The sequence below is a fragment of the Lactobacillus sp. PV037 genome (assembly GCF_014522345.1).
In the GTDB taxonomy this organism is placed as follows: Bacteria; Bacillota; Bacilli; order Lactobacillales; family Lactobacillaceae; genus Lactobacillus.
On sequence record NZ_CP041987.1, the window covers coordinates 138,462 to 164,377 of the forward strand.

Annotated in this window: 20 protein-coding genes, 3 rRNA genes and 1 pseudogene; 17 read left to right on the forward strand and 7 right to left on the reverse strand. The window is 36.6% G+C overall.

Annotated elements, in window-relative coordinates; all coding sequences use genetic code 11:
* Positions 1-54 precede the first annotated feature (54 nt).
* Positions 55-579, forward strand: a complete 525-nt coding sequence (locus FP435_RS01225) for a PAS domain-containing protein (protein ID WP_265483949.1) — start codon at positions 55-57, stop codon at positions 577-579.
* A gap of 21 nt (positions 580-600) precedes the next feature.
* Positions 601-1,563 (forward strand): exonuclease domain-containing protein, encoded by a 963-nt coding sequence (locus tag FP435_RS01230; protein WP_265483950.1) that lies wholly within the window; start codon positions 601-603, stop codon positions 1,561-1,563.
* Between the two features lie 38 nt (positions 1,564-1,601).
* Here FP435_RS01230 and FP435_RS01235 read toward each other — a convergent pair whose 3' ends face one another.
* Positions 1,602-2,423 (reverse strand): aldo/keto reductase, encoded by an 822-nt coding sequence (locus tag FP435_RS01235; RefSeq protein ID WP_265483951.1) that lies wholly within the window; start codon positions 2,421-2,423, stop codon positions 1,602-1,604.
* Between the two features lie 96 nt (positions 2,424-2,519).
* On the opposite strand from FP435_RS01235, the gene FP435_RS01240 reads away from it, so the two are divergent.
* The gene (locus FP435_RS01240; RefSeq protein WP_265483952.1) at positions 2,520-3,353 is read left to right on the forward strand and encodes a DNA/RNA non-specific endonuclease; all 834 of its coding nucleotides are present in this window, start codon (positions 2,520-2,522) and stop codon (positions 3,351-3,353) included.
* Between the two features lie 29 nt (positions 3,354-3,382).
* Here FP435_RS01240 and FP435_RS01245 read toward each other — a convergent pair whose 3' ends face one another.
* Together FP435_RS01245 and FP435_RS01250 are read right to left on the reverse strand one after the other, a co-directional pair.
* Complete coding sequence (locus FP435_RS01245; protein ID WP_265483953.1) at positions 3,383-3,754, reverse strand: DUF1304 domain-containing protein; 372 nt, start codon at positions 3,752-3,754, stop codon at positions 3,383-3,385.
* A gap of 123 nt (positions 3,755-3,877) precedes the next feature.
* Complete coding sequence (locus FP435_RS01250; RefSeq protein ID WP_265483954.1) at positions 3,878-4,801, reverse strand: N-acetylglucosamine kinase; 924 nt, start codon at positions 4,799-4,801, stop codon at positions 3,878-3,880.
* A gap of 162 nt (positions 4,802-4,963) precedes the next feature.
* On the opposite strand from FP435_RS01250, the gene FP435_RS01255 reads away from it, so the two are divergent.
* The 13 genes from FP435_RS01255 to FP435_RS01315 all read left to right on the forward strand — a co-directional run bounded on the left by FP435_RS01255 (position 4,964) and on the right by FP435_RS01315 (position 20,785).
* The gene (locus FP435_RS01255; RefSeq protein ID WP_265483955.1) at positions 4,964-5,929 is read left to right on the forward strand and encodes a serine hydrolase; all 966 of its coding nucleotides are present in this window, start codon (positions 4,964-4,966) and stop codon (positions 5,927-5,929) included.
* Between the two features lie 102 nt (positions 5,930-6,031).
* On the forward strand, positions 6,032-6,607 hold the full coding sequence (locus FP435_RS01260; protein WP_265483956.1) for a TetR/AcrR family transcriptional regulator: 576 nt from the start codon (positions 6,032-6,034) through the stop codon (positions 6,605-6,607).
* A 22-nt stretch (positions 6,608-6,629) separates the two neighbouring features.
* A complete protein-coding gene (locus FP435_RS01265) occupies positions 6,630-9,647 on the forward strand; it encodes an MMPL family transporter (protein WP_265483957.1) in 3,018 nt (1,005 codons plus the stop codon).
* A gap of 119 nt (positions 9,648-9,766) precedes the next feature.
* Positions 9,767-10,453, forward strand: a complete 687-nt coding sequence (locus FP435_RS01270) for a TVP38/TMEM64 family protein (protein ID WP_265483958.1) — start codon at positions 9,767-9,769, stop codon at positions 10,451-10,453.
* A gap of 11 nt (positions 10,454-10,464) precedes the next feature.
* Complete coding sequence (locus FP435_RS01275; RefSeq protein ID WP_265483959.1) at positions 10,465-11,460, forward strand: zinc ribbon domain-containing protein; 996 nt, start codon at positions 10,465-10,467, stop codon at positions 11,458-11,460.
* A gap of 103 nt (positions 11,461-11,563) precedes the next feature.
* Positions 11,564-12,163, forward strand: coding sequence for a TVP38/TMEM64 family protein (locus FP435_RS01280; RefSeq protein ID WP_265483960.1), 600 nt, complete (start codon positions 11,564-11,566; stop codon positions 12,161-12,163).
* On the forward strand, positions 12,163-12,660 hold the full coding sequence (locus tag FP435_RS01285) for a GNAT family N-acetyltransferase (protein WP_265483961.1): 498 nt from the start codon (positions 12,163-12,165) through the stop codon (positions 12,658-12,660). The genes FP435_RS01280 and FP435_RS01285 overlap by 1 nt, the downstream gene beginning before the upstream one ends.
* Positions 12,661-12,907: 247 nt before the next feature.
* Entirely contained in the window at positions 12,908-14,218 is a 1,311-nt protein-coding gene (gene serS, locus FP435_RS01290) for a serine--tRNA ligase (RefSeq protein ID WP_265483962.1), read from the forward strand.
* A 57-nt stretch (positions 14,219-14,275) separates the two neighbouring features.
* Positions 14,276-14,551, forward strand: coding sequence for a hypothetical protein (locus tag FP435_RS01295; RefSeq protein ID WP_265483963.1), 276 nt, complete (start codon positions 14,276-14,278; stop codon positions 14,549-14,551).
* Positions 14,552-14,907: 356 nt separating this feature from the next.
* Positions 14,908-16,478 (forward strand): 16S ribosomal RNA (locus FP435_RS01300).
* 229 nt (positions 16,479-16,707) lie between these two features.
* A 23S ribosomal RNA gene (locus tag FP435_RS01305) occupies positions 16,708-19,614 on the forward strand.
* 59 nt (positions 19,615-19,673) lie between these two features.
* Positions 19,674-19,790, forward strand: a 5S ribosomal RNA gene (gene rrf, locus FP435_RS01310).
* Together the 16S, 23S and 5S rRNA genes form the textbook arrangement of a ribosomal RNA operon.
* 164 nt (positions 19,791-19,954) lie before the next feature.
* Positions 19,955-20,785 (forward strand): exodeoxyribonuclease III, encoded by an 831-nt coding sequence (locus FP435_RS01315; RefSeq protein ID WP_265483964.1) that lies wholly within the window; start codon positions 19,955-19,957, stop codon positions 20,783-20,785.
* A gap of 102 nt (positions 20,786-20,887) precedes the next feature.
* Here FP435_RS01315 and FP435_RS01320 read toward each other — a convergent pair whose 3' ends face one another.
* The gene (locus FP435_RS01320) at positions 20,888-22,288 is read right to left on the reverse strand and encodes an amino acid permease (RefSeq protein WP_265483965.1); all 1,401 of its coding nucleotides are present in this window, start codon (positions 22,286-22,288) and stop codon (positions 20,888-20,890) included.
* A 200-nt stretch (positions 22,289-22,488) separates the two neighbouring features.
* On the opposite strand from FP435_RS01320, the pseudogene FP435_RS01325 reads away from it, so the two are divergent.
* Positions 22,489-23,820, forward strand: a pseudogene (locus tag FP435_RS01325) (aldehyde dehydrogenase family protein); the annotation flags it as partial.
* Between the two features lie 105 nt (positions 23,821-23,925).
* Here the strand turns inward: FP435_RS01325 and FP435_RS01330 are convergent.
* The 3 genes from FP435_RS01330 to galE all read right to left on the reverse strand — a co-directional run bounded on the left by FP435_RS01330 (position 23,926) and on the right by galE (position 25,776).
* Positions 23,926-24,330: a hypothetical protein gene (locus FP435_RS01330; protein ID WP_265483966.1), complete on the reverse strand. Its 405-nt coding sequence runs from the start codon at positions 24,328-24,330 to the stop codon at positions 23,926-23,928.
* Positions 24,331-24,460: 130 nt separating this feature from the next.
* A complete protein-coding gene (locus FP435_RS01335) occupies positions 24,461-24,742 on the reverse strand; it encodes a hypothetical protein (protein WP_265483967.1) in 282 nt (93 codons plus the stop codon).
* 41 nt (positions 24,743-24,783) lie between these two features.
* The gene (galE, locus tag FP435_RS01340; protein WP_265483968.1) at positions 24,784-25,776 is read right to left on the reverse strand and encodes a UDP-glucose 4-epimerase GalE; all 993 of its coding nucleotides are present in this window, start codon (positions 25,774-25,776) and stop codon (positions 24,784-24,786) included.
* Positions 25,777-25,916 lie beyond the last annotated feature (140 nt).

A 25,916-nucleotide genomic window follows, 5' to 3' on the forward strand; every position in this document is an offset into this window, starting at 1 on the left:
CAGAAAACTTGGGTCCACTTTTTTTCTGCGATAAAATTAAGAAAAGAGGTAAAAATGGAGAGATTTGAAAAACAAAGTGAATTAACTTTTGCAAATAAAAAAGATTATCTTAAACTTCATGCTGGAATTGTGAAAATTAGTGAATTACAAGATTTTTTAGCCAGTTCGCATTTAAATTCTTTTATCAATAAAGATAAAAAGTTAATTTTTTATCGTCAAAATCGCAAACTTGTTTATACCCCACCCCAGCTAGGGGAAACATGGGGTAGTTATCTTGAAGATTCTAAATTGCAAGGTATGTACCAGGAAATGTTTGAGCAATTAGAAAGTAATCCTCAGGATGAAATATTACTAGCAGACGAAGATAATACTAAAACGCAGTTTATTGTTTCTCGTTATCAAGCAAGTAAGACTAAAGAGGGCAAGTTTAATGGAATTTTAGAAGAAAGAGAAGATATTTATCCTTTAGTGCAGCTATATTTGCAAAAGACAGGCCAAAAGTTAGTTGATGATGAAAATAATCCCAATTCACTTCCAGAAACAGATGCTGATACTGGAGCTAGCGAAATGTGGACGTAATATTAGAAAGGAAGCAGATTGATGAGCATTTCAATTATGCAGGGTGTTTTAAATATTCCAGGTGCGCAACACAAAATTCGTGCGAAAGGAATGGAAAAGCCAGGTTTTCCTGAGAATTATACATTAATTGATGTCGAAACCACGGGTCTTAATCCAACTTATAGTCGAATTACGGAGATGGGTGGATTAAAAGTTAGACGAGGCAAAGTGATTCAAACTTTTTCAGAATTAGTGAAGTTTCCTGATTCAAATAAGGTTCCCGCTTATATTAGTAAGTTGAACGGAATTGATGAAGCAAAAATTGAAGCTGAGGGGATGCCAGTAGACGAAGCAATTAAGAAGTTTCGCTATTTCATTGGTAGTGATCCGATTGTGGGATATAATGTTAATTTTGATTTGAATTTTGTTTACGATTTAATAGCAAAGTATGATTTACCAGTCTTGAGTAATGATTACGTGGATGTTTATCGATTAGCACGAAGTTTTTACCCGGACCAGCGTCACAATCGTTTGATTGATTGCTTGAATCGGCTGGGGATTGCCCAAACTCAAGATCATCGCGGCCTGCAAGATACAATTGACACTAAAGCAGTGTTTGATGAATTACATCGCCAATTTAAACAAGATCATCTGTTAAGAGCGCATGAAATGATTAAGTCGGTAGATCTTACTAATGAATGGCCAGATTTTGTAAAACAGACCTATAATTTTAGAAGTCCTTTTAAAAATAAAAATATTACTATTACTGGAGACTGGGATTTAAATACAACCGAAGTTGCGCAAGCACTTCGTAATCTAGGCGGTCAGCTTCAAGAAAAAATAAATGAAGATAGCGACTATTTACTGATCGGGGATAATGATCGCTTTAGAACAGATTTAACAGAACTAAATAAAGCAAAGTTGTTAAAAGATCAAGGAAGTAAAATTCATTTATGGACAGAAAAATATTTTTTAAATGCCTTAGATAATTGGGCTCGTTCTTAGTAAAAAGGTACGTTACATGTAACTGTAGCGTACCTTTTTTAGCCCTCCATTGTATAAGGATCTAGTCTGCGGCCATCATCTTTATCTAAATTGGTGAGTGCAGTAACTTCTTTAGGTGTAAGTTCGAAATCAAAAATTTCAAGATTTGCTTCTTGGTGGGTGATAGAAGTTGCTTTTGGAATAGGAAGAACATTAATCTGGGTTTCCCAGCGAAGAATAATTTGCGCAGGAGTTTTATTATATTTTTTCGCTAATTGTAAGATTAAGTCCTCTTTCATCGCATAGCCTGCTCGTTGGAGTGGACTCCAAGCTTCAGTAATAATTCTGTGTTTATCATCAAATTCTCGGACTTTTTTAGAAGACCAATATGGATGAAGTTCTACTTGATTAACTGCTGGAGTAACACCAGTTTCCTCAATTAGACGTTGAATATGCTCTGGTTCAAAATTAGAAACACCGATTGAGCGAATAAGACCAAATTTTTTAGCGTCAATTAATGCTTGCCAAGCTTCTAAATATTGATCTTTCTTAGGATTAGGCCAATGGATAAGATAGAGATCATAGTAATCTAGATGAGCACTATAAAGTGATTCTTGAATTTGTGTAATTGCTTCTTTGTAAGCTTGATGTCGACCGGGTAATTTAGAAGTGACAAATAGTTGATCACGTCCAATGCTACTATTTTCAATTGCACGCCCAACTGCACCTTCATTTTCGTATAAAACAGCGCTATCTATTAGGCGGTAGCCAAGATTAATGGCGTTATCAATCACACTAACTGCATGACTCCCATTGAGACGATAAGTTCCAAATCCTAGTTGAGGGATGCGATTGCCATCATTTAATTCGAAATATTTCAATTTAAAAATCTCCTTTCTTTCACCTTTAATTGTAGCGCAAAAAAGTAGAACTTTCGGTTATAATAGATTGGAAACTTTTTTAGAAAGGGCATGATTATGGCATCACGTCGAAAAAATAAAAACAGCCAAGGACAAAGAATTCTATCTTTTATTATTATTTTTTTAGTAATAGTCTTTGTAATTTATCAGCGAACAGGCAAGAATAGAACTTCAACTAGTAATAACTCAGCTAATGTAATTCAAAAAGCTAATCAGGCGCAAACTAGTTATGGAGGATTATCCAAACAAGATTATCAAAAGTTAGCTAATTTAAATTTTAAAAGTGGGGACAAGGCTTATGTTTATGTAAATGATGATAAGTCTACCTTAATTAAAAATGCCTGGAAAGTTAATAAGGTTATTTATTCTAACTTAGATAATCTAAATAGAACTTCAAATTCTAATACTGCTTTCTTAGAAAAAAGAAATGTCGCAGATCAAAGTTTAAGGGTGCGGCAATTTGTAAATCCTACAGCTTGGCATTCTAATAAGAGAAATGGTGTTCAAATTTATAATCGTGGTCACTTAATTGCTTATTCAATTTCTGCCGGGATTGATCAAGATGGGCAATATAACCCAGGAAATAAGTCAGGAGACCAAAATAATCCTAAAAATCTCTTCACCCAAAGTGCTTTTACCAATCAAAAAATTCAAACTATTTATGAAAGTAAAGTTCGTCAAGCACTAAGAAAAAATGAAAAGGTGATTTATCAAGCAACACCAATTTTTAGAGGGGATGAATTGATGGCACGTGGTATTAATTTACAAGCAATCTCAACTAGTGGTGATTTAGATTTCAATGTTTATATTTATAATGTGCAACCAGGTTATGTTTTTAACTATAATAACGGGCGAGCACAAAGAGATCGCTCGATGAGGGTAGAAGAATAAAAAGATCGTCCCGTAGAAGGACGATCTTTTTAAATGAATAAGAAAAATAAAGCAACTAGAGCAGGTAGCATCTGTACTAAAAAGATTTTTTTAGTTGCAGTAAAGCCACCAAATAATGCTACTACTACAATTAAAGCTAACATTAAGTACCAAAATGGAAAAAGCCATTTGACTGGGAACATAAAGTAAGCAACTGTAATTAGTAATCCAATCATGGCATTGTAAATACCTTGGTTAGCCATTGAAACGCGAGCTTCTTTTTGCTCAACATATTCTATGCTCATATCAAAAGCTTTTGCTTGAGTTGCAGGCTTACCGAAAATTTCTAGAAAACCAATTCCAATATGTTCGATTCCTACAGCAATTGTCAACACTATTCCTATAATTTGAAGTGTATTCAACAATCATCCCTCCTCTAAAATTATTCAATTTAAGTATACGGAAAAGAAACTAAAAAAGAAACTAAAATATTTTATCTAAAAAATTCAAATTAAAAGCCCTGAGTAGACTCAGAGCTTTTAATTTTATTCATTTTCATTGTGATTAGTGAAGTAACGATAGTCCTTACTTTTATCAAATAATACACCACGAGCATTTTCACCGTTTGAAACGCTGAAGACTACGTCAGGGTATTTTTCTTTTACCTCATCTTCCATAAATGAACGCATCATTGCGTTATTAGAAAGAACAGAACCAGTTAAAGCGACACGCATAGGTTTAGGATCTTCGTAGCGATCTAATACCATAAGAATATCGCGAGCTAATAAATGAGCTTGTTCTTGAATAATCTTACGTGCTTCTTCATCACCAGAATCAGCAAGTTTGGCAATTTTGACCGCATAAGAAGCAACTTCTGGACTAGTCATCTTGTAAAACTTAGCAGATGCATCATTAAGTGAATCAAGATCCCACATATCTACAAAAAGATCTACTAAGGAACTATCTTCACGTTTATCCCATTTTAAGAGAGCAGCTTGTAGAGCAGCTTTGGTGATGGCGTAACCACTACCTTCATCTCCCAATAAGGAACCATATCCACCAGCAGTAATTAATGAACCATCTTGACGTCCATTAACCACAGAACCAGTTCCTGCAATAACTAAAGCACCATCTGCACCTTCTAAACCATTGTATAGAGCTAAAAGTGAGTCAGTAATTGCCCGAGTAGGAATATTTCCTACCATTGAAGAAATAGTTGCAGCAACTTCTGGAGCATTTCCAACAACAGATAAGCCAGCAATTCCGGCTAAAACTTTCATTGGATCTCCTTCAATTTTGTCGCGTAATTCATTAATTGCGGCTGCAATATTTTTGAGACCAAGTTCGTAATCATTGTTGATTTGACCTGGACCGCTTTCTGCACGACCTAATTCTTTACCATTTTCATCATATGCGATTGCAGTTGAGTGTGTACCACCTGCATCAATACCAATCATATATTTAATCATCTGTAATTTAATACCTCTTTAAACGTTTTATTTTATTAGTTTACCTTAAATTCCTAAGAATGTGAACGTTTTAATTATATTATAATAGACAAGGTACAAACTAAGAGAGATTAAATTGACAATTTTAGATATAATTAAAAATAAAGGAGGAAATTAGAAGGAATGAAAAATAAGGTGTTTTTTATATCGGCACTAGTAGCATTTTGTAGTTTAGCTTTTTATTTAGTAAGTATTAATCATTTAAATAAACAAGAGGTCCAAGTTTATCAAGGACAATCAACAAAAATTGTAAAAAAGAGTAGTCAAAGTTCTCAAACTTCTTCAGGTACTAGCTCAACTCAGACTTCAAAAAAGGTAGCAAAAAAGACAAGTTCTTCAGCAACAAATGTAAAAATTGCTAAAGGAAGTACGCAAAAAATTGCCCAGGAAATTAAAAAGACCCTTGCAAATCAAAGTCAACCATATCAAGTTAGCTATGTAGATTTAAATACTGGGAAATATGCTCAAGTTACTAATACTAATCAAACAGCTCTACCACTTAAATCAAGCTTACGCTTTTATGTTTTGCTTGCTTATCAAAGTGCAGTAAAAAATAATAAATTACATTCAGCTTCCTCTTATAAAATTAAAAAATCTGATCAAGTAGGAAAAACTGATCCAATGTTAAAAACAGGAATTAACTACAGTTATGCCTATATTCGAGATATGATGGTTCGACATGATAGTACAACAGCTGCAATGATTTTGGTAAATAAGCTAGGACTTCATAATATTAACGCAGTTGCTAAAAAATTTGGGGCAGAAAATACAACTGTTGAAAAAGTAGATAATAAATTAGAGGGTAGTTCAAGCGCAGCTGATTTTACCACAGTCATTAAAAACTTATACCAAGGAAAAGTTTTAGGAGTAACACATGATACCCAAATAATTGGTTATATGTTTAACGATACTAATAAAGGATTAAGCTCCCAAATTAGTGGAACTTCTTATAAGATGAGTGGAAGTTTTGGTAGTGTAGCCTTAGTTGAAACTAGGGGTAAGAACTATGTAATGGCAGTAATTAATGAAAAAGAAGGATATAATTTTGGTGATTTAGGAAAAAGTATTAACCAAGTGGTTCACAAATAGTAATTATTGGTTTAGACTTCAAAAAGTAGAAAAGAATCTACAAATTGTAGATTGTAATCTATAATCTTAAGTGATATACTGTCTAAGTATAGCAAAAAGGAAGTGATAATTATTAAGAAACACCGGACACTTGACTTAGATAAGGTCATTCAAAAATCTACAGAAATTATCAATAAAGAAGGATTGAGAGCCTTAACCATGCCACGACTGGCAAAGTTTTTAAATATTCGCTCACAATCTCTTTATCATTATGTAGCAAATCGGCGCGAGTTATTATCAATAATCTGTGCGAGGAGACTTGCAATTCTGAAGGAAGAATTAATTCACAAGTTAATTGGCCTTTCAGGCTCAGAAGCATTGTTTACTTTTGCGGATGTTATTAGAAATTTTTTGCTAAATGATTATGCCGTATCAAGTATTTTTTATAATGTAGAAGAAATTGGGCAAGATACGCGAGTGCACAAAGAAATTAGTGAAATAGTTGAATTAGGGGAAAAATTAGAAGTAGATCAAAAAAATATCGTGTCTTTGCAAAGTTTATTGGCTGCAGTAATAGGATATGTATTTTTGGATCGTGCTCAACTATTTAGCGGCGAAGATGAAAGAACGGTAAATAATAATTATCATCAATTACTTTTGCAGTTAGTGGGGCCAAAAGTAAAAACTAACCAAAATTAGGAAAGGAACGGAAAAAGGGTTAATGAAGAACTTTCTCAAAAACCATGTAGGTGCGTTAATTGCTTGGATTGCTATTGTGATTATTGCGATAGTTACTCTTCCAAACGTCAGTGCTTTGACACGTGAGCACTCAGATATTACTCTACCTAAAAACGTTGAAACCGAAGTGGCTACTCGAATTGAAAAACATTGGGGCCACGGACAAGATAATACGTACATGGTGGGACTTGTATTTAATAAGAAGAAAGGTAAGATCAACGAAGAAGATCAAGCCGAAATTAATAATACTATTCAATACTTGAATGATAACAAAAAGAGTTTGGGTATTAAGAGTATGACAACAGTTAATGACAATGAAGGAGCAAAATCATTGCTTTTGTCTAAAGATAAGACAACAGAAATGATTCAAGTCTACATTCCAAATAACCATTCAACTGTTACTGATACTACGAAAGCTCTTCAACGTGCTATTAAAACTAAAGGTCTAGCTACTTATGTAACTGGGGTCAAGATTCTACAAGATGATTTTTCAAATCAGATTCAACAAGGAATCAAAAAGACTGAGGTAATTTCTATTATCTTTATCTTTATTGTTTTAGTTTTAGTATTCCGCTCACCAATTGTTCCATTAATTTCACTTTTAACAGTTGGTGTTTCATTTATTACATCATTTTCATTAGTAACTAATTTAGTAAAAAGTTCGAATTTCCCATTTTCAAACTTTACTCAAGTATTTATGGTAATCGTATTATTTGGGGTGGGAACTGACTATAATATTTTGCTGTATGATAAGTTCAAGGAAAACCTTGGTAAAGGGATGGACAAGTACGCAGCAACGAAAGATGCCATCAAAAAGGCTGGAAAAACCATTCTGTTTTCTGGCTCATCAATTTTAATTGGTTTTAGTGCCTTAGGCTTGGCGAAGTTTTCAATTTACCAATCAGCTGTTGGAGTAGCAATTGGGGTAGCAGTTTTATTAATTGTCTTGTTGACTTTGAATCCATTTTTCATGGTCGTTTTAGGGGAAAGAATGTTTTGGCCAGTGAAGAATTTTGACGGTGACTCAAATTCTAAGCTTTGGACATTCCTTTCTAAGTACTCATTAAAATATCCTGTTATTTTCTTAGTAGTATTAGCAGCAGTTATTACTCCAGTTGCTTTACTTAATTCAAATCAATTAAACTATGATGATGCTGATGAATTACCAAATTCTGATCCAGCTAAGGCAGGTTTATTAGTAATTCAAGATCATTTTTCTAAAGGTACAGCTGAATATTCAACTCTTTATATTCAAAATAAAAAGAAATTAAATAAAGAAGAATATCTTAAAGAAATAGATACCTTAACTAAAAAGATCAAAAATGATAAACGTGTAAAATCAGTTTACTCAGTTACTCAACCAACGGGTAAGCCAGTAAGTAAATTGTATCTTAAAAATCAGTTAAAAACTGTCAATGATGGTTTATCTAGTGCACGGAGTGGTCTTAAGAAATTAGATAAAGGTTCTGTTCAATTAACTAATGGAATTGGTCAAGTTAGTGATGGAACTAAGCAACTTAGTGATGGCTTAAGTACGATGAATGACCAATTGACTGAACAACTTTCAGGTAGTTCTCAACAAATTGCGCAATTACAAAGTGGTTTACCGCAAATTAATGATGGTATTCAGCAAATTAACGGGCAATTGCAAAGTTCATCTGTTCCTGATACTGCTGCTCTTTCTTCAAACTTAAATAATATTGGTACACAAGCACAAAATATTGGTACTAATTTAACTACTGCTGGTGCAGGATTACAAAGTTTACAAACTGCTGCCGTAAATAGTCAGCAAGCAGCCGCTGGTCGTCAGTTGCAGCAAGTAGCTGGAAGCTTGCAAGCTGCTGGAATTGCTAACCGCTCACTTGGAAATTCAATGGCGAGTGTGGCAAACACAATGCAAGGCTTGCAAGGAACAATGAGTCAAATGTCTACATTAAGAAGTTCCTTTGGACAATTAGCTCAATCTTCAAATGTAGCACTTCCAGGTGCCGTAAGTGCAATTGAACAGATGAATTCCGGCTTAACGCAAGTTCAAACAGCTGTAAATCAAGCTGTTCCTGCCGCAAGTCAATTAAGTGATGGAGCAAAGAAACTTTATGATCAAGCTCCAAGTTTAACTAAGGGAATAAAGAAGGTAAATAAAGGACTTGGTAAGATTGAAGATTACACTAATCCTTTAAGTAAGTCAGCAGCTGCCGATACTTTCTATATTCCAAGCGAGAGCCTAAAATCATCAACTTTTAAACCAGCACTTGATACTTACTTAAGTCAAGATAAGAAGACTACAAAGTTGATTATTATCTTAAAAGGAAATCCAAGTTCATTAAAGAATGCAAAGGTAGCAAATGAATTAGGACAAATGTCGAAGATGAGTCTTCAAGGAACTAATTTAGATAAAGCAACAGTTGCGATGGGTGGTCAATCTGAAAAGATTTACGATACACAAAAAGTTGCTAGTCAAGACTTTACCAGAACAGCTGCAATTATGTTGATTGGTATCGGAATTGCTTTAATCATTATTACCCGTTCAGTACTTCAACCAGTATTTATTTTAGGAACATTATTAGCAGCTTACTTTACTGCATTATCTCTTAATGAAATGATTGTAAAATCTATCATGCACCGTTCAATGGTAGCTTGGAATACACCATTCTTCAGTTTCATTATGATCATTGCTTTAGGAGTTGACTACAGTATCTTCTTAATGATGAGATACCGAGAACTAGGTATTGAAAATCCTAAATTTAGTCCAAGTGAAAGAATTTTACAAGCTTGTGCTAACATTGGGGTAGTTGTAATTAGTGCAGCTATTATTTTAGGTGGTACTTTTGCAGCATTAATTCCATCAGGAGTTCCAACATTAATTGAAGTTGCTTTAACTGTAATTATTGGCTTATTACTACTAGTATTCTTCTTGCCAATCATTATGTCGGCAGCAATGAAGATTACGTACGAAGGACTTAACTTCAATTTTGGAAAGAAAAATAAGCAAAATAACTAAAAGATTTTTCTTAGCTAAGAGCTCGCAGTGAAAATTGCGAGCTTTTTTCTAATGGAAAAATGCTAACTTAACATGCTAAACTAAAATTAAATAGTTTTAGCAAGAGAAAGATTAGATCGATGAGAAAAAATCTACGAAAAATATTATTAATAAGTTTGGGCGTTATCTTGGCTATCTGTTTAGCATATTTACTTTATCGGGATTATCGTCCTGAAATTAATCTTTTATTACATCCAACATCAGATACAAAGGAAAAATTATTAATTTTGTTACGTGAACATGCAGTAAGAGACAGTATTTTTTTATTATGTTTAATTGCTATTTTAAATGCCATTCCAGGACTATCAAATTCTCTACTTTGCGTTTTATCTGGTCTATGTTATGGAGCATGGCTTGGTTTAGGAATTAATTGGTTAGGAAATATCTTGGGCAATGTAATTGTAGTAGCCCTTATTAGAAAGATAGATTTTTCTAAACATTTTAAGAAAAATAAAATTCTTACTTACTTAATGAACCAAAACCATCCACGAGTTGGACTAACGATTGGATTTATGATACCTTTTATTCCAAGTGTATTAGTAAATTATGCAGCTGCCAGATTGAATATTACTTGGAAACAATATTTTCCAATGGTAGTTATTGGTATGTTACCGACTTCGTATCTTTATGCATTTGGTGGAGATGCAATTTTTTCAGGGGATGCCAAAAAGTTAATTGGGCTAGCTGTAGGAATTTTTGTTTTATTAGTGATGGCGCTATTAGTGGTCAAGCTAGCTGATAGTAGCCGTAGAAAATCTAAGAATTAAGGAAAGTTATTATGAATTGTCCAAATTGTAATCATCCCGTAAAAGAAACTGATGAAAGTTGTTCTAATTGTGGCTTTAACTTAAAAAAGTTTCGCAGTGAATTTTTTAGTAAAAATCGTTCTCAAACAGAGGGAGTATCTGCCCGTACTACTAAAACTAGAAGAGAAGCTCTTGCTAAAAATTATCAACCTAAAAAGCCTAATTCAACAATTGAAGCAATGATTAAATGGATTAAAGTAAATTCAATGATTGTCTTTTGCGTGGGAGTTTTATTATTAATTTTAATGAGCATCTCTCGCCCACTAGGCTGGTTTACATTTTTGGCTTTAATGATTTGGCTATTTATTGTTTGTGATAAAAATCAAAATCCTGAACAATATTTTGCTGATAAAAGATTGACACAGAAGGTAAATCAAGTAAGTTCCAATGTTGTCAATGAAATTCAGGATAAAGAAAGTAAAGTAAGAGAGTATAGAAGGCGAAAAACCCCAGAACATGAAGAAAATTTATCTAGAAAAAGTCATACTACTGCCCAATGGGGATTAGTTTTGATGGCGCTGTTAAGTCTGATAGTAGTGTTTTTTGGCCCTTTTTCTGCAGCAAGTTCTGGTAGCTTCCATAAACATTCAATTTCAACTACTTTACTCTCTATTGCAGGGATGGATGGAAAATATAGTTTAATTGGCTATAGTTTATGGGTGATAATTGTTGCAGTCCCAATTGCGATAATTGTAGTCACAGTTAAAAATAAAAAACATAACCAGCAAATTGCTTTTATTCTGTCACTGGCAGAAACAATCGTTTTGTTTATTTATGCTTTTGAATTAATTTTCTTGAATGCTGGCCATAAGCTGGGGATTACTACCACTGTCGCTAATAATTTGAAGCTACATCAAATGCTAGAAAATGCTATTTCATTTGGAATTTCATCGTATCTGCTATTTATTTCTAGTATTTTAACCACAATTTTAGCTAGTAAAAGTTTACAATGGCGAAAAGAAAAATAAGAGGAATTTAAATCCTCTTTTTTTGAAGCAATTTTTTAGCGAATATTAAATAATGTAAGAGAAAAATTTGGTATGATTAATATAAAACTAAGGAGGGGCAGGTATGTCGACTAAAACTACGCGACGATTAATAAATATTGGGACAATTGTATGTACAATTTTACTTATTTTGTTAACAATTTATTGGTATCGATTGGGAATCTTTACTAGTCAGGAAAAAATGCATGCATATTTAGCTGATAAAAAAATTATCGGACCCTTAATTTTTATATTAATTCAAATTGTACAAGTAGTAATTCCAATTATTCCAGGAGGAATTTCACTTTTAGGTGGAGTGGTTTTCTTTGGGCCAATTTGGGGATTTATTTATAATTATGTTGGAATTTGTATTGGGTCGATTATTATCTTCTTTTTAGCACGATATTATGGAAAACCATTTATTTTGCATTTGGTTTCAGAGGAAACTTATAATAAGTACATTAAGTGGACCAAAAATCAAAAACGCTATAATTGGATCTTTGCGATATGTATTGTTGCACCTGCCGCACCTGATGATGTATTATGTATGATTTCTGGTTTAACCGAGATGAAATTTTCAACTTACTTTTGGATTATCATACTTGGTAAACCTTGGACAATTGCTGCATACAGTTTAGGACTGGTTTACGGTGCAAAATGGTTATTACAGATTGTAGGCAAGTAATGTTAAATGGAACAAAAGTAGAATTAAGAAAAGTTACCCCAGCTGATGCCCCAACATTATATAAGTGGGGCCAAGATGAGATTTACCATCAATTAGCTGGTTTTGAAAAATTTAAAAACTTAGCCCAAGCACAGCGTGCAGCGAAAGTTTATGCTGAAAGACCATGGAGTTACGCAATTGTATTAAAAGAAACGAATGAAATGATTGGATTAGCTGAATTATATGATCAAACAATCGATATTGCTGCTGGAATTATGCGGGCTAAATCCTTAGGCTTTTTGATAGATAAAAATTATTGGCGAAAGGGTTATGGCTTTGAGGCAATGAAGTTGTTAGTAAATTACGCCTTTCAACAATTGAATCAAGATGTCCTATGGGCAGAAATAATTGGTAGTAATTTGGCTTCTGAGAAATTACTAGAAAAATTAGGTTTCAAACAGATGTATGCTTTGGGTGAAATGGAAAAAAGAAGAAAGTTTTTTGTCCTAAAAAAATAATAATGGTATAATCTAATTAAACACGAAATCCTAAGACAACTTCAGAGAGCTTACGGTTGGTGAGAGTAAGTGAACGTCATTTCCAGATTTTAAGAGTGGGTAGGTAATTCTACACGGTTAGCGCCGTTATTGCTATGAAGTGTGGTGTAAATATACACTGAAACTGGGTGGTACCGCGAGCCGTGAAGTCGATTCGTCCCAATTGGGGGATGAGTCGGCTTTTTTTATTTTAAGGAGGAACATACTAATGTTAGATATTAAGGTAATTAGAGAAAACCTTGATTGGGCAAAAGAAAAATTAGCAACTAGAGGTGTTGAAGCAAAAGAGCTTGATGAACTAGTTGAAATTGATAAAAAGCGCCGTGAAGCTTTAACTAAAAGTGAAACTTTAAAACAAAAACGTAATGAAGTTTCAGATCAAATTGCCCAAGCTAAGCGTAACAAAGAAGATGCAAGCCAAGCAATTAAGGCAATGCGTGAAGTAGGAAAAGAAATTAAAGACTTAGATAAAGAAGTAGATGAACTAACTGAAAAGCAAAATTACATTTTACTTCGTTTACCTAACTTTCCAGCAGATGGTGTGCCAGTAGGACCAGATGAAAGCTACAATGAAGAAGTTAGAAAATGGAATGAACCAACTAAGTTTGATTTTACCCCTAAGCCTCACTGGGAAATTGGAACAGATTTGGATATTTTAGATTGGGATACAGCTGGTAAAGTAACTGGGGCACGGTTTGTTTACTACAAAGGTGCAGGTGCCATGCTTGAAAGAGCAGTTTCAAACTTTTTCCTAGACCAAAACATGAAGGCTGGTTACACAGAAATCATTCCTCCTTACATGGTAAATAGAGAATCAATGCAAGGAACTGGACAATTCCCTAAGTTTACTGAAGATGTTTACACAATTGTAGATAATGATGATCCAGATAAGCCTCGAGAATTAACTTTAATTCCTACAGCAGAAGTACCTTTAGTAAACTACTTCCGTGGAAAGATTTTAAATGGAGAGAAATTGCCAGTAAATGTCACTGCTTTTTCACCTGCATTTAGAAGTGAAGCGGGTTCAGCTGGTCGTGATACACGTGGATTAATTAGAATGCACGAATTTAGAAAAGTAGAAATGGTAAAAATTGTTGATGAAGACAGCTCATGGGATGAATTGGATAAATTAACTCACAATGCTGAAGACTTACTTCAAAAACTTGGCTTACCATATCATGTAGTTGCACTTTCAACTGGGGATGCTAGTTTCACTAGTGCTAGAACTTATGACCTGGAAGTATGGATGCCAGCTCAAGACAAGTATCGTGAAATTTCAAGTTGTTCAAATTGTACTGATTTCCAAGCTCGTCGTGCCCAAATTCGTTACCGGGATGCAGATGGTAAGCTTCATTTAGCTCATACTTTAAATGGATCAGGTTTAGCTGTAGGTAGAACAGTAGCAGCAATTTTGGAAAATTACCAAAATGAAGATGGAACTGTAAATGTTCCGGAAGCTTTACAACCATATATGCATGGTATGAAGGTAATTACTAAAGAAGCACCACTTGGTGAATAAATTAACTGAGGAACTTTCTCTTACGAGAGAAGTTCCTTTTTTGAAAGGAAAAGATAAATGAAATTAATAGGTGAAGGTGGAATATATAATGGAATGGCAAAAGCAGAAAGTAATGAAGTAGGTATAAAAAATGAATGTTGGATTCACATTACCCAGCAAGAAAGACAAAGAGTGAAAATGGAATTAATTAAAAATGGAGGAGTAATCAAAAGGTTGGTAATACAAGGAAATAAGTGGATAAGATTAAAGGGGAATGGGTGGTATAAAGTAAGGGTAAAGAATAACAAGGAAAGGAATTTAAAGGTAGGAATAAGTATTTTTGAAAAAATATAAAAAAGTACTTGACGAACTAATAAAAAGAGTGTAAATTATACTATGCTTCTCACGAAGAGAAGAAAATATCAAAAAACTCTTGCATTTATTTGAGAGGTGTAATATAATATTATAGCTGTCTGAAAAAGAATATTTTTAGAGAGTGAAAAATAAAAAATATCTCTTGCAAGTAAAAAGCAAGTATGATATAATAGGTAAGTCGTCAATCGACGCTTTAGTACCTTGAAAACTGAACAAAAATTCGTAAGTGTGCGGGGGAAATAAACCCCAAACAAAGCGAAGTCAATTCGCAAGCAATAAATTTGAGATAACAAATCAAAAAAACGTTAAGAGCTAAGAAAAGCTCATTTCAAAAAGGAAATGAGAGTTTGATCCTGGCTCAGGACGAACGCTGGCGGCGTGCCTAATACATGCAAGTCGAGCGAGCTTGCCTAGATGATTGAAATGCTTGCATTTCATGAAACTAGATACAAGCTAGCGGCGAACGGGTGAGTAACACGTGGGTAACCTGCCCAAGAGACTGGGATAACACCTGGAAACAGATGCTAATACCGGATAACAACACTAGACGCATGTCTAGAGTTTGAAAGATGGATTTCTATCACTCTTGGATGGACCTGCGGTGCATTAGCTAGTTGGTAAGGTAACGGCTTACCAAGGCAATGATGCATAGCCGAGTTGAGAGACTGATCGGCCACATTGGGACTGAGACACGGCCCAAACTCCTACGGGAGGCAGCAGTAGGGAATCTTCCACAATGGACGAAAGTCTGATGGAGCAACGCCGCGTGAGTGAAGAAGGGTTTCGGCTCGTAAAGCTCTGTTGTTGGTGAAGAAAGATAGAGGTAGTAACTGGCCTTTATTCGACGGTAATCAACTAGAAAGTCACGGCTAACTACGTGCCAGCAGCCGCGGTAATACGTAGGTGGCAAGCGTTGTCCGGATTTATTGGGCGTAAAGCGAGTGCAGGCGGTTTAATAAGTCTGATGTGAAAGCCTTCGGCTCAACCGAAGAACTGCATCAGAAACTGTTAAACTTGAGTGCAGAAGAGGAGAGTGGAACTCCATGTGTAGCGGTGGAATGCGTAGATATATGGAAGAACACCAGTGGCGAAGGCGGCTCTCTGGTCTGCAACTGACGCTGAGGCTCGAAAGCATGGGTAGCGAACAGGATTAGATACCCTGGTAGTCCATGCCGTAAACGATGAGTGCTAAGTGTTGGGAGGTTTCCGCCTCTCAGTGCTGCAGCTAACGCATTAAGCACTCCGCCTGGGGAGTACGACCGCAAGGTTGAAACTCAAAGGAATTGACGGGGGCCCGCACAAGCGGTGGAGCATGTGGTTTAATTCGAAGCAACGCGAAGAACCTTACCAGGTCTTGACATCCAATGACAACCTAAGAGATTAGGCTTTCCCTTCGGGGACATTGAGACAGGTGGTGCATGGCTGTCGTCAGCTCGTGTCGTGAGATGTTGGGTTAAGTCCCGCAACGAGCGCAACCCTTGTCATTAGTTGCCATCATTAAGTTGGGCACTCTAATGAGACTGCCGGTGACAAACCGGAGGAAGGTGGGGATGACGTCAAGTCATCATGCCCCTTATGACCTGGGCTACACACGTGCTACAATGGACGGTACAACGAGAAGCGAACCTGTGAAGGCAAGCGGATCTCTGAAAGCCGTTCTCAGTTCGGATTGTAGGCTGCAACTCGCCTACATGAAGCTGGAATCGCTAGTAATCGCGGATCAGCACGCCGCGGTGAATACGTTCCCGGGCCTTGTACACACCGCCCGTCACACCATGAGAGTCTGTAACACCCAAAGCCGGTGAGATAACCTTTAAGGAGTCAGCCGTCTAAGGTAGGACAGATGATTAGGGTGAAGTCGTAACAAGGTAGCCGTAGGAGAACCTGCGGCTGGATCACCTCCTTTCTAAGGAAGGGCAACTGATGGAGAGTGTGAAGACACTAAAAGAAGTCAGAAAGCCAAACAAGAAAAAGGCACACAGAAGAATTTTTGTTTAGTTTTGAGGGCAGTAAAGAAGTTCTCAAGAGTTAGTACATTGAAAACTGAATATAATCAAAGCAAAAAACCGAGACAATCGAAAGAGAAACAGATTGAAGAGCGACCGAGAAGAAGAGAGAAACTCAAACTTGAAATAGGTCAAGTAGAAAAGGGCGCATGGTGAATGCCTTGGCACTAGAAGCCGATGAAGGACGTGACGAACCACGAAAGGCTTCGGGGAGCAGTAAGTAAGCGATGATCCGGAGATATCCGAATGGGGGAACCCAATACCGAGAGGTATTATCGTATGATGAATAAATAGTTATACGAAGGAAGACGCAGTGAACTGAAACATCTAAGTAGCTGCAGGAAGAGAAAGAAAAATCGATTTCCTAAGTAGCGGCGAGCGAACAGGAAAGAGCCCAAACCAACTGGCTTGCCAGTTGGGGTTGAAGGACTGCGATGTAGTACTTGAAGTGATAGCAGAATTATCTGGAAAGATAAGCCAGAGAGGGTGATAGCCCCGTAAGCGAAATTGCGACAAGACTTAGCAGGATCCTGAGTAGGTCGGGACACGAGGAATCCCGATTGAATCCGCGAGGACCATCTCGTAAGGCTAAATACTAACTAGTGACCGATAGTGAACCAGTACCGTGAGGGAAAGGTGAAAAGAACCCCGGGAGGGGAGTGAAATAGAACCTGAAACCGTGTGCCTACAAGTAGTCAGAGCACATTAAAGTGTAATGGCGTGCCTTTTGTAGAATGAACCGGCGAGTTACGTTATGTTGCAAGGTTAAGTCAGAAAAGACGGAGCCGTAGCGAAAGCGAGTCTGAATAGGGCGAAAGAGTAATGTGACGTAGACCCGAAACCAAGTGACCTACCCATGACCAGGTTGAAGGTGTGGTAAAACACACTGGAGGACCGAACCCACGTGAGTTAAAAATCGCGGGGATGAGTTGTGGGTAGCGGTGAAATTCCAAACGAACTTGGAGATAGCTGGTTCTCTCCGAAATAGCTTTAGGGCTAGCCTCGTGTGAATGATAATGGAGGTAGAGCGCTGTTTGGACTAGGGGCCCGTCATGGGTTACTGAATCCAGATAAACTTCGAATGCCAGATATCAATGCACGGGAGTCAGACTGCGAGTGATAAGATCCGTAGTCGAAAGGGAAACAGCCCAGATCACCAGTTAAGGTCCCCAAATCTATGCTAAGTGGAAAAGGATGTGGAGTTGCGTAGACAACTAGGATGTTGGCTTAGAAGCAGCCATCATTTAAAGAGTGCGTAATAGCTCACTAGTCGAGTGACGCTGCGCCGAAAATTTACCGGGGCTAAGCATAGTACCGAAACTGTGGATGCATATATTATATGTGTGGTAGGAGAGCGTTCTAAGTGCGGTGAAGTTAGATCGAGAGGACTAATGGAGCGCTTAGAAGTGAGAATGCCGGTATGAGTAGCGAAAGATAGGTGAGAATCCTATCCGCCGTAAGACTAAGGTTTCCTGGGGCAGGCTCGTCCGCCCAGGGTAAGTCGGGACCTAAGGTAAGGCCGAGAGGCGTAGCCGATGGACAACAGGTAGAAATTCCTGTACTGAAACTGCTTGTTATGAGCAATGGAGGGACGCAGGAGGCTAATGACGCATGGTGTTGGATATCCATGTGCAAGCGTTAAGAGTTAAGATGAGTCAAATGCTTGTCTTTAAAAGCTTGAGACGTGATGCGTAGTGAAGTTAAGTAGCGAAGGTCATGATGTCACACTGCCAAGAAAAGCTTCTAGCCAGAGTAGTTTTACCCGTACCGCAAACCGACACAGGTAGTCGAGGAGAGTATCCTCAGGTGAGCGAGAGAACTCTCGTTAAGGAACTCGGCAAAATGACCCCGTAACTTCGGAAGAAGGGGTGCTGATTGTAAAAGATCAGCCGCAGTGAAGAGGCCCAAACAACTGTTTATCAAAAACACAGGTATCTGCAAAATCGTAAGATGACGTATAGGTGCTGACACCTGCCCGGTGCTGGAAGGTTAAGAGGAAAGCTTAGCGCAAGCGAAGGTTTGAATTGAAGCCCCAGTAAACGGCGGCCGTAACTATAACGGTCCTAAGGTAGCGAAATTCCTTGTCGGGTAAGTTCCGACCTGCACGAAAGGTGTAATGATTTGGGCACTGTCTCAACGAGAGACTCGGTGAAATTATAATACCCGTGAAGATGCGGGTTACCCGCGACAGGACGGAAAGACCCCATGGAGCTTTACTGTAGCTTGATATTGAGTATTTGTTAAACATGTACAGGATAGGTAGGAGCCAGAGAAGATAGGACGCTAGTTTTATCGGAGGCAATGTTGGGATACTACCCTTGTTTGATGGATCCTCTAACTCAGATCGCTAAGCGCGGTCGAGGACAGTGTCAGGTGGGCAGTTTGACTGGGGCGGTCGCCTCCTAAAGTGTAACGGAGGCGCCCAAAGGTTCCCTCAGAATGGTTGGAAATCATTCGCAGAGTGTAAAGGTATAAGGGAGCTTGACTGCGAGAGCTACAACTCGAGCAGGGACGAAAGTCGGGCTTAGTGATCTGGTGGTACTGTATGGAAAGGCCATCACTCAACGGATAAAAGCTACCCTGGGGATAACAGGCTTATCTCCCCCAAGAGTTCACATCGACGGGGAGGTTTGGCACCTCGATGTCGGCTCGTCGCATCCTGGGGCTGAAGTCGGTCCCAAGGGTTGGGCTGTTCGCCCATTAAAGCGGCACGCGAGCTGGGTTCAGAACGTCGTGAGACAGTTCGGTCCCTATCCGTCGTGGGCGTAGGAAATTTGAGAGGAGCTGTCCTTAGTACGAGAGGACCGGGATGGACATACCGCTGGTGTACCAGTTGTCGAGCCTTCGGCATCGCTGGGTAGCTATGTATGGACGGGATAAGCGCTGAAAGCATCTAAGTGCGAAGCCCCCCTCAAGATGAGATTTCCGATGCGAAAGCAGTAAGACACCTTAAAGACGATGAGGTAGATAGGCTAGGAGTGTAAGCTCAGTGATGAGTGAAGCGGACTAGTACTAATCAGTCGAGCACTTGACCAAAGCTCTAGGTTTTAGGCTTTAGATTATATTCAGTTTTGAGTGTAAAAGCTCAAAGAAAGTATAGTAACGATAGCAAGAAGGAAACACCTGTTCCCATGCCGAACACAGAAGTTAAGCTTCTTAACGCCGAAAGTAGTTGGTGGGAAACTGCCTGCGAGGATAGGTAGTTGCTATGCTTTTTCTTCTGTATAATTTTTAAGAAAAGATATGCTTTTGTATCTCCTTCTTTTAGTAAAATTTATTTTAAACATTACTTCTCTGAAAAGATTCTATATTATAGAGTCTTTTTTTATTTGATTTTGTTTATTTGGTTTAAAATAATGTTAAAGGGGTGCAAAAAATGAAAATTATTTCTTGGAATATTGATTCTTTAAATGCTGCTTTGACTAGTGAGTCTTCACGTGCTCAGGAAACTAGAAATTTACTACTTAAAATTCGCCACGAAGCTCCTGATGTAATTGCTTTTCAAGAGACAAAATTAAGAGCAAGTGGCCCTACAGCCACCCATCTTTCAAAGTTAAATGAATTTTTCCCAGATTATCGGGTAATTTGGCGTTCCTCTGATGAGCCAGCACGTAAAAGTTATGCCGGTACAATGTTTTTAATCAAAGAAAACTATCATCCTGCTGTGGAATATCCAGTTATTTTTGCCCCCGTTCCCATGGATTTTGAGGGACGCATCTTAACCTTAGAATTTGAAGGTTTTTACATCACTCAAGTCTATACTCCAAATTCTGGAAATAATCTTCTTCGGTTAGAAGATAGGGAAGTATGGGATAAAAAGTATTGTGAGTATTTAAAAAATTTAAAGAAAAAGAAGCCGGTAATTGTTTGTGGCGACTTCAATGTGGCTGCATCCTCACTGGATTTGAAGCATCCCGAACGCATGGAAAAGAAGGCAGGGTATACTCCCGAAGAAAGGGCAGGATTTAGTGAAATATTAAAAGCTGGGTTTATTGATGTTTATCGCTATTTAAACCCTGATGGAAAAGACTATACTTGGTGGGATCAGCGTGTACCAACGAGTAAACAATATAATTTAGGATGGAGAATAGATTATTTTTTAGTTTCCGATGATTTGAAAAAAGAAATCAAAGATCTAAAAATTTTTAGTGATACCCCTCGTAAAGATCATGCTCCAATACTTTTAGAGATTGATCTAAAGAAGTAAAAGGTAATTTTTAATTACAAAAAATCGTCCCTATTTCACGGTTGAGAAGCCTTGATAGAGGGACGATTTTATTTTAGATTTTATTGATGTTTTCAGTTTTTCTTATTGATTATTTTCTTCCTTAATTTCTTGTTCTTCACGGATAAACTTAGTTAAAGCAATTAAGACTAAGAAAACAATAATTGCTGTTAACATTGGAATACGGTGATCTGGGAAAATCAATAGAACAATAATCATGGCAATGAAGAAAATTAAATCTAGATAGTCGGTCCATGGAGAAAGAGGCATCTTGAAATCTGGCAATTGATCTTTAGGAGTTTGTGCTCGATAACGAAGGTGAGTAAAGATCATTAGGCACCAGATTATCAAGAACATACTTGTAGAAGTAGATGAAATAAATTCAAATGCGTCTCCTAAAAAGTAGTTCAAAATTGGTGCTAAAGCAATAACTAGTGTAGAAAAAATTAAAGCATTTTCTGGTAGTTGACGACGATTTAACTTACCAAAAGTCTTACTCCATTTATTTTTTCCATTGTAATTAATAGAAAATAGTAGACGACCTGCACTATAGATGAAACTATTAGTTGAAGAAACAGCGGCACTAATAACAACAAAGTTAATAATAGAACCAGCATTTTTAATTCCAGTAGCAGCAAGGGCTTGAACGAATGGGGAACTACTTGTAGAAACTTTATCCCATGGAATAATTAACAAAATTGCAACAATAGCTAAAACATAGAATAAGATGATTCTTACAGGTAGTTGTTCAATTGCTCGACGTAAAGTCTTTTTAGGATTTTGGGCTTCGGCAGCAGTTAAACAGATCAGCTCTACTCCAATGAAAGAGAAGATAACCATCTGGAATCCCATCAGGAACCCTTTGCCTCCCTTAGGGAAGAAGCCACCATCGGTAATAAAATTCCCCCATCCTATAGCACCATAATGGGTACTTTTTCCAGTAATCATTAGATAGAAAATTAAGATTACGAAAATAATAACTGTTAAAATTTTAATAATTGCAAAACTGAATTCAAGATTTCCGAAAACTCGAGCAGAAATTAAATTAATACCCAATAAAACTACTAAGGTAATAACCGCGGGAATCCAGGGATGAAGTTTAGGCCACCAATATTGGAAATAAATACCTAAGGCTGTAAGTTCAGCCATAGCTAAGGTTAGCCAACTGATCCAGTAAAGGTAGCCAGTAACAAACCCAATGTTTTTTCCTAAATATTGAGTAATAAAATCAATATAAGTATGCTTATTTAAATCGGAGAGAACAAGTTCTCCTAAAGCGCGCATTAATAGAAAAAGGAAAAATCCAACTAATGCGTAGATGATAATCACTGAAGGCCCAGCTAATTTGATACTGTTACCTACTCCTAAGAATAGTCCAGTCCCAATTGTTCCTCCAAGAGCAATCAGCTGGATGTGAGTATTAGTTAAGCTCCGCTTCATTTGCCCATTATTTTCTTTTTTGGGAGCAGAGTTTTTTTCTGTCATGAATATTCTCATCCTTTCTAAATGTAATAAAATTTTATCATAAATTATTAAAATATATTATTACATTTTTTAATCATCTTCTATATTTTATCAAAAAAAATCATTAGAACACAATTTAGCTTCATTATATAAATGTGATTTTATTCACAAATTGTTGTATACTAAACATATAAAAAGCTTGTTTATGAAGGGAGAAAGTTATGGCTGAATTAAAAGAGACAATCAATAAATATGTCGAAAATGCCCATAAAGCCTTAGATCAAATGGCTGAGTATTCTCAAGAGCAGGTTGATAAAATATGTGAGGCAATGGTAGAAGCTGCTTTAGCTCATAAAGAAGAGTTAGCAGAATTAGCTGTAGAAGAAACAAAAAGAGGAAAAGTAGCAGACAAAGTAGAAAAGAATATTTTTGCGAGCCAAACAGTCTGGAATTCTATTAAAAATGAAAAAACAGTTGGAATCATTAAAGAAGATTCCAAACAAGGTTTGACGGAAATTGCTGAACCGGTAGGTGTGATTGTGGGAATTACTCCAGTCACAAATCCTACTTCTACTGTAATTTTTAAAAGTTTGATTGCTTTAAAGACACGTAATGCAATTGTCTTTGCTTTTCATCCGCAAGCCCAACAGGCTAGTAAGAGAGCAGCTGAAGTGCTGCAAGCAGCAATTGAGGCAGCGGGCGGTCCTGCGAACGCCATTCAATGGATTGAAGAACCTAGTTTAGAAGCTACTAATACTTTAATCAATCATGATGGTATTCAAACAATTTTGGCAACAGGTGGTCCTGGCATGGTAAAGGCTGCATATTCTTCAGGGAAACCAGCCTTGGGAGTAGGACCTGGTAATGGACCATCCTATATTGAAAAAACAGCCGATCTTGATCAGGCAGTTAAAGATATTGTAGCTTCAAAAACTTTTGATAATGGGATGATTTGCGCATCTGAAAATTCTGTAGTGGTTGATAAAGATGTATATGATGAAGTTAAGAGTAAATTTGAAGACTTACATTGTTACTTTTTAAATGATGAAGAGATTAAGAAATTTGAAGAGAACTTCATTGATCCCAAGCGTGGAACAGTGGCTGGACCAATTGCAGGGAAGTCAGCAGTAGAAATTGCACGCTTGTGTGGAGTAGATGTTCCTGCTGATACTCAAGTAATAGTTGCTGAATATCAAGGAGTAGGTCGTCAGCATCCTTTATCTGCAGAAAAACTTTCACCAGTTTTTACACTTTACAAGGCTAACTCTCAAGAAGAAGCTTTTGAAATTTGTAGTGCTTTAGTAAATTATGGTGGGCGAGGCCATACTGCAGGTATCCATACGACTGATAAAGAATTAGTAAAAGACTTTGCCCTTGCAATGTCAGCATGCCGAATTTTAGTAAATACTCCAGCGGCAATGGGGGGAATTGGTGGAATGTATAATAACTTAATGCCATCATTAACCTTAGGAGCAGGATCTTATGGGGAAAATTCTATTTCTCATAATGTATCTGCAAGAGATCTCTTAAATATTAAAACAATTGCTTATCGAATGAAGTAATATTAGTAAAAGCCTAAACGGCTTTTCTTTTTACAAAAATTTTCATACAAAAAAACTACCTCAAACGAGGTAGTTTTTTTAATCTCAAACTTCTTTTTAAAGTTTGCCGGCTTTCTTAAGGATTTCCTTAGCCTTTTCTAATGAGTGGTGTTCTGAACGGTAACGCTTAATGTCGTAACCATCTTCATCCTTCAAGTGACTTAATTCTTCGTCTAATTCCTTGAATGCACTCTTTAATTCTTTGATAGTTGATTCTTCAGCTGCATCGTAACGAGCACCTTTGTCTTCGTCACCTTTTTCAGCATCTTTAACTTCATCTTCACCAATCTTCTTAGCGTGCTTTAAGATTGACTTGATGTCCTTAATAGTTTCGTGTTGAGCAGTGCGGTGACGCTTGTCAGGTTCACTTTCTTCAATCTTAGTTAAGTGAGCTTCTGCATCAGCAATCTTCTTAGCAATTCTGTCCAATGCTTTCAATTCTCTTTTTTCGTAATCAGCCATAATATATACCTCCTAAAATAATATATCGATTTCTTTGAATTGATATATCTTTTTCTTAATACACTTATAGTTTATGATTACCTCTTTTAAAAAGCAAAGAAAAAGCCTCGAAAATTTAAAAAAATTTAAATTAATGATTTTTCATTAAAATTTGCACATAAATACTGGCAATTAAAATTATCACAATCATTGTTGTAACAGTAATTACAGCAAATGTATCAAAGAATAAGGTAGTAATATATCCAATTATTAAAAGACAAAAAATTGCAAAGATATTTTTAAATTGAATCTTAAATTTTTCTTGATTATAATAATTGGCAATTAATATTCCAATATAAAAGAGAGTCAGTCCTAGATATAACCCACTAACTGCGGTTAATAAGTTAGTAGGTTCACTGATAAATTTTATCAAAAAATAGAGATCAAATTTTTGCTTTGATCTCTATTTTTAACTTATTTATCTGCATAACCATTTGGATGAGTTTGATGCCATTTCCAAGCTGTAGCAATTACTTCATCAACATTTTCATGTTTTGGCTTCCAGCCCAAAATAGTTCGAGCTTTAGTAGAATCAGCCACTAAACTGTCAGGGTCTCCACCACGACGAGGGCCGATTTTATAAGGAATATCAATTCCAGTAACTTTTTTTGCACTCTCTAAAATTTCTAAGTTAGAGTATCCTTGAGCAGTCCCTAAATTGAAAATATCAGATTTATTAGTTTTGATGAGGTGTTGTAAAGCAAGAATGTGAGCATCAATTAAATCTTCTACCTGAACATAATCACGTACGTTGGTTCCATCTTTGGTATCATAATCATCACCGAAGATAGTAAAGTTTCCGTCACCGGCAAGCGCACTCTTCAAAATATTAGGCACTAAGTGACTTTCAGGTCCGTGATCTTCACCAATTGTTCCATCACTTGCAGCGCCTGCTACATTAAAGTAACGTAAGGCAATTGACTTGATACCATTGGCTTTATCAGCCCAGTGCATAATTTTTTCCATCATCATTTTTGTTTCACCATAAGGGTTAATTGGATCAAGAGGAGTATCTTCAGTAATTGGCAATTTCTTAGGAATACCATATGTAGCTGCTGAAGAAGAAAAGACTAAATGTTTTACTCCAGCATCTTGCATTGCTTGTAGTAAGGAAATCATTCCAGTTACATTATTATCATAATATTTGAGCGGATTTTGGACAGATTCCCCAACTAAAGAATAGGCAGCAAAGTGCATAACAGCGTCAATTTTTTCTTCACGTAAAATTTTATTTACTAAGAAAGTATCTTCGATGTCACCTTGATAAAAAGTAGCACGCTTATCAACTGCCTTCTTATGTCCAGTGTATAATGCATCTAAAACGACAACATCATCACCATTCTCAATTAATTTCCTAACAGCATGGGAACCAATATACCCAGCTCCACCAATAACTAAAATACGCATAGTTAACTCCTTTGTGTAACATAATAATTTATAGTTTTATTCTAGCATAAGAAAATAATTTTCTGAAAAATCCTTAAGCTTTAAAATTGTCTCCAAAACTATTATACTAATTTTGTAAGCGGTTACCAAAAAATGGAGGA

What these genes read in the sequence shown, in the direction of transcription:
- FP435_RS01225 (WP_265483949.1), top strand. Translation starts at nt 55, where the DNA reads ATGGAGAGATTTGAAAAACAAAGTGAATTAACTTTTGCAAATAAAAAA.
- FP435_RS01230 (WP_265483950.1), top strand. Translation starts at nt 601, where the DNA reads ATGAGCATTTCAATTATGCAGGGTGTTTTAAATATTCCAGGTGCGCAA.
- FP435_RS01240 (WP_265483952.1), top strand. Translation starts at nt 2,520, where the DNA reads ATGGCATCACGTCGAAAAAATAAAAACAGCCAAGGACAAAGAATTCTA.
- FP435_RS01250 (WP_265483954.1), bottom strand. Translation starts at nt 4,801, where the DNA reads ATGATTAAATATATGATTGGTATTGATGCAGGTGGTACACACTCAACT.
- FP435_RS01255 (WP_265483955.1), top strand. Translation starts at nt 4,964, where the DNA reads ATGAAAAATAAGGTGTTTTTTATATCGGCACTAGTAGCATTTTGTAGT.
- FP435_RS01265 (WP_265483957.1), top strand. Translation starts at nt 6,630, where the DNA reads ATGAAGAACTTTCTCAAAAACCATGTAGGTGCGTTAATTGCTTGGATT.
- FP435_RS01270 (WP_265483958.1), top strand. Translation starts at nt 9,767, where the DNA reads ATGAGAAAAAATCTACGAAAAATATTATTAATAAGTTTGGGCGTTATC.
- FP435_RS01275 (WP_265483959.1), top strand. Translation starts at nt 10,465, where the DNA reads ATGAATTGTCCAAATTGTAATCATCCCGTAAAAGAAACTGATGAAAGT.
- FP435_RS01280 (WP_265483960.1), top strand. Translation starts at nt 11,564, where the DNA reads ATGTCGACTAAAACTACGCGACGATTAATAAATATTGGGACAATTGTA.
- FP435_RS01285 (WP_265483961.1), top strand. Translation starts at nt 12,163, where the DNA reads ATGTTAAATGGAACAAAAGTAGAATTAAGAAAAGTTACCCCAGCTGAT.
- serS (WP_265483962.1), top strand. Translation starts at nt 12,908, where the DNA reads ATGTTAGATATTAAGGTAATTAGAGAAAACCTTGATTGGGCAAAAGAA.
- FP435_RS01295 (WP_265483963.1), top strand. Translation starts at nt 14,276, where the DNA reads ATGAAATTAATAGGTGAAGGTGGAATATATAATGGAATGGCAAAAGCA.
- FP435_RS01315 (WP_265483964.1), top strand. Translation starts at nt 19,955, where the DNA reads ATGAAAATTATTTCTTGGAATATTGATTCTTTAAATGCTGCTTTGACT.
- FP435_RS01320 (WP_265483965.1), bottom strand. Translation starts at nt 22,288, where the DNA reads ATGACAGAAAAAAACTCTGCTCCCAAAAAAGAAAATAATGGGCAAATG.
- FP435_RS01330 (WP_265483966.1), bottom strand. Translation starts at nt 24,330, where the DNA reads ATGGCTGATTACGAAAAAAGAGAATTGAAAGCATTGGACAGAATTGCT.
- galE (WP_265483968.1), bottom strand. Translation starts at nt 25,776, where the DNA reads ATGCGTATTTTAGTTATTGGTGGAGCTGGGTATATTGGTTCCCATGCT.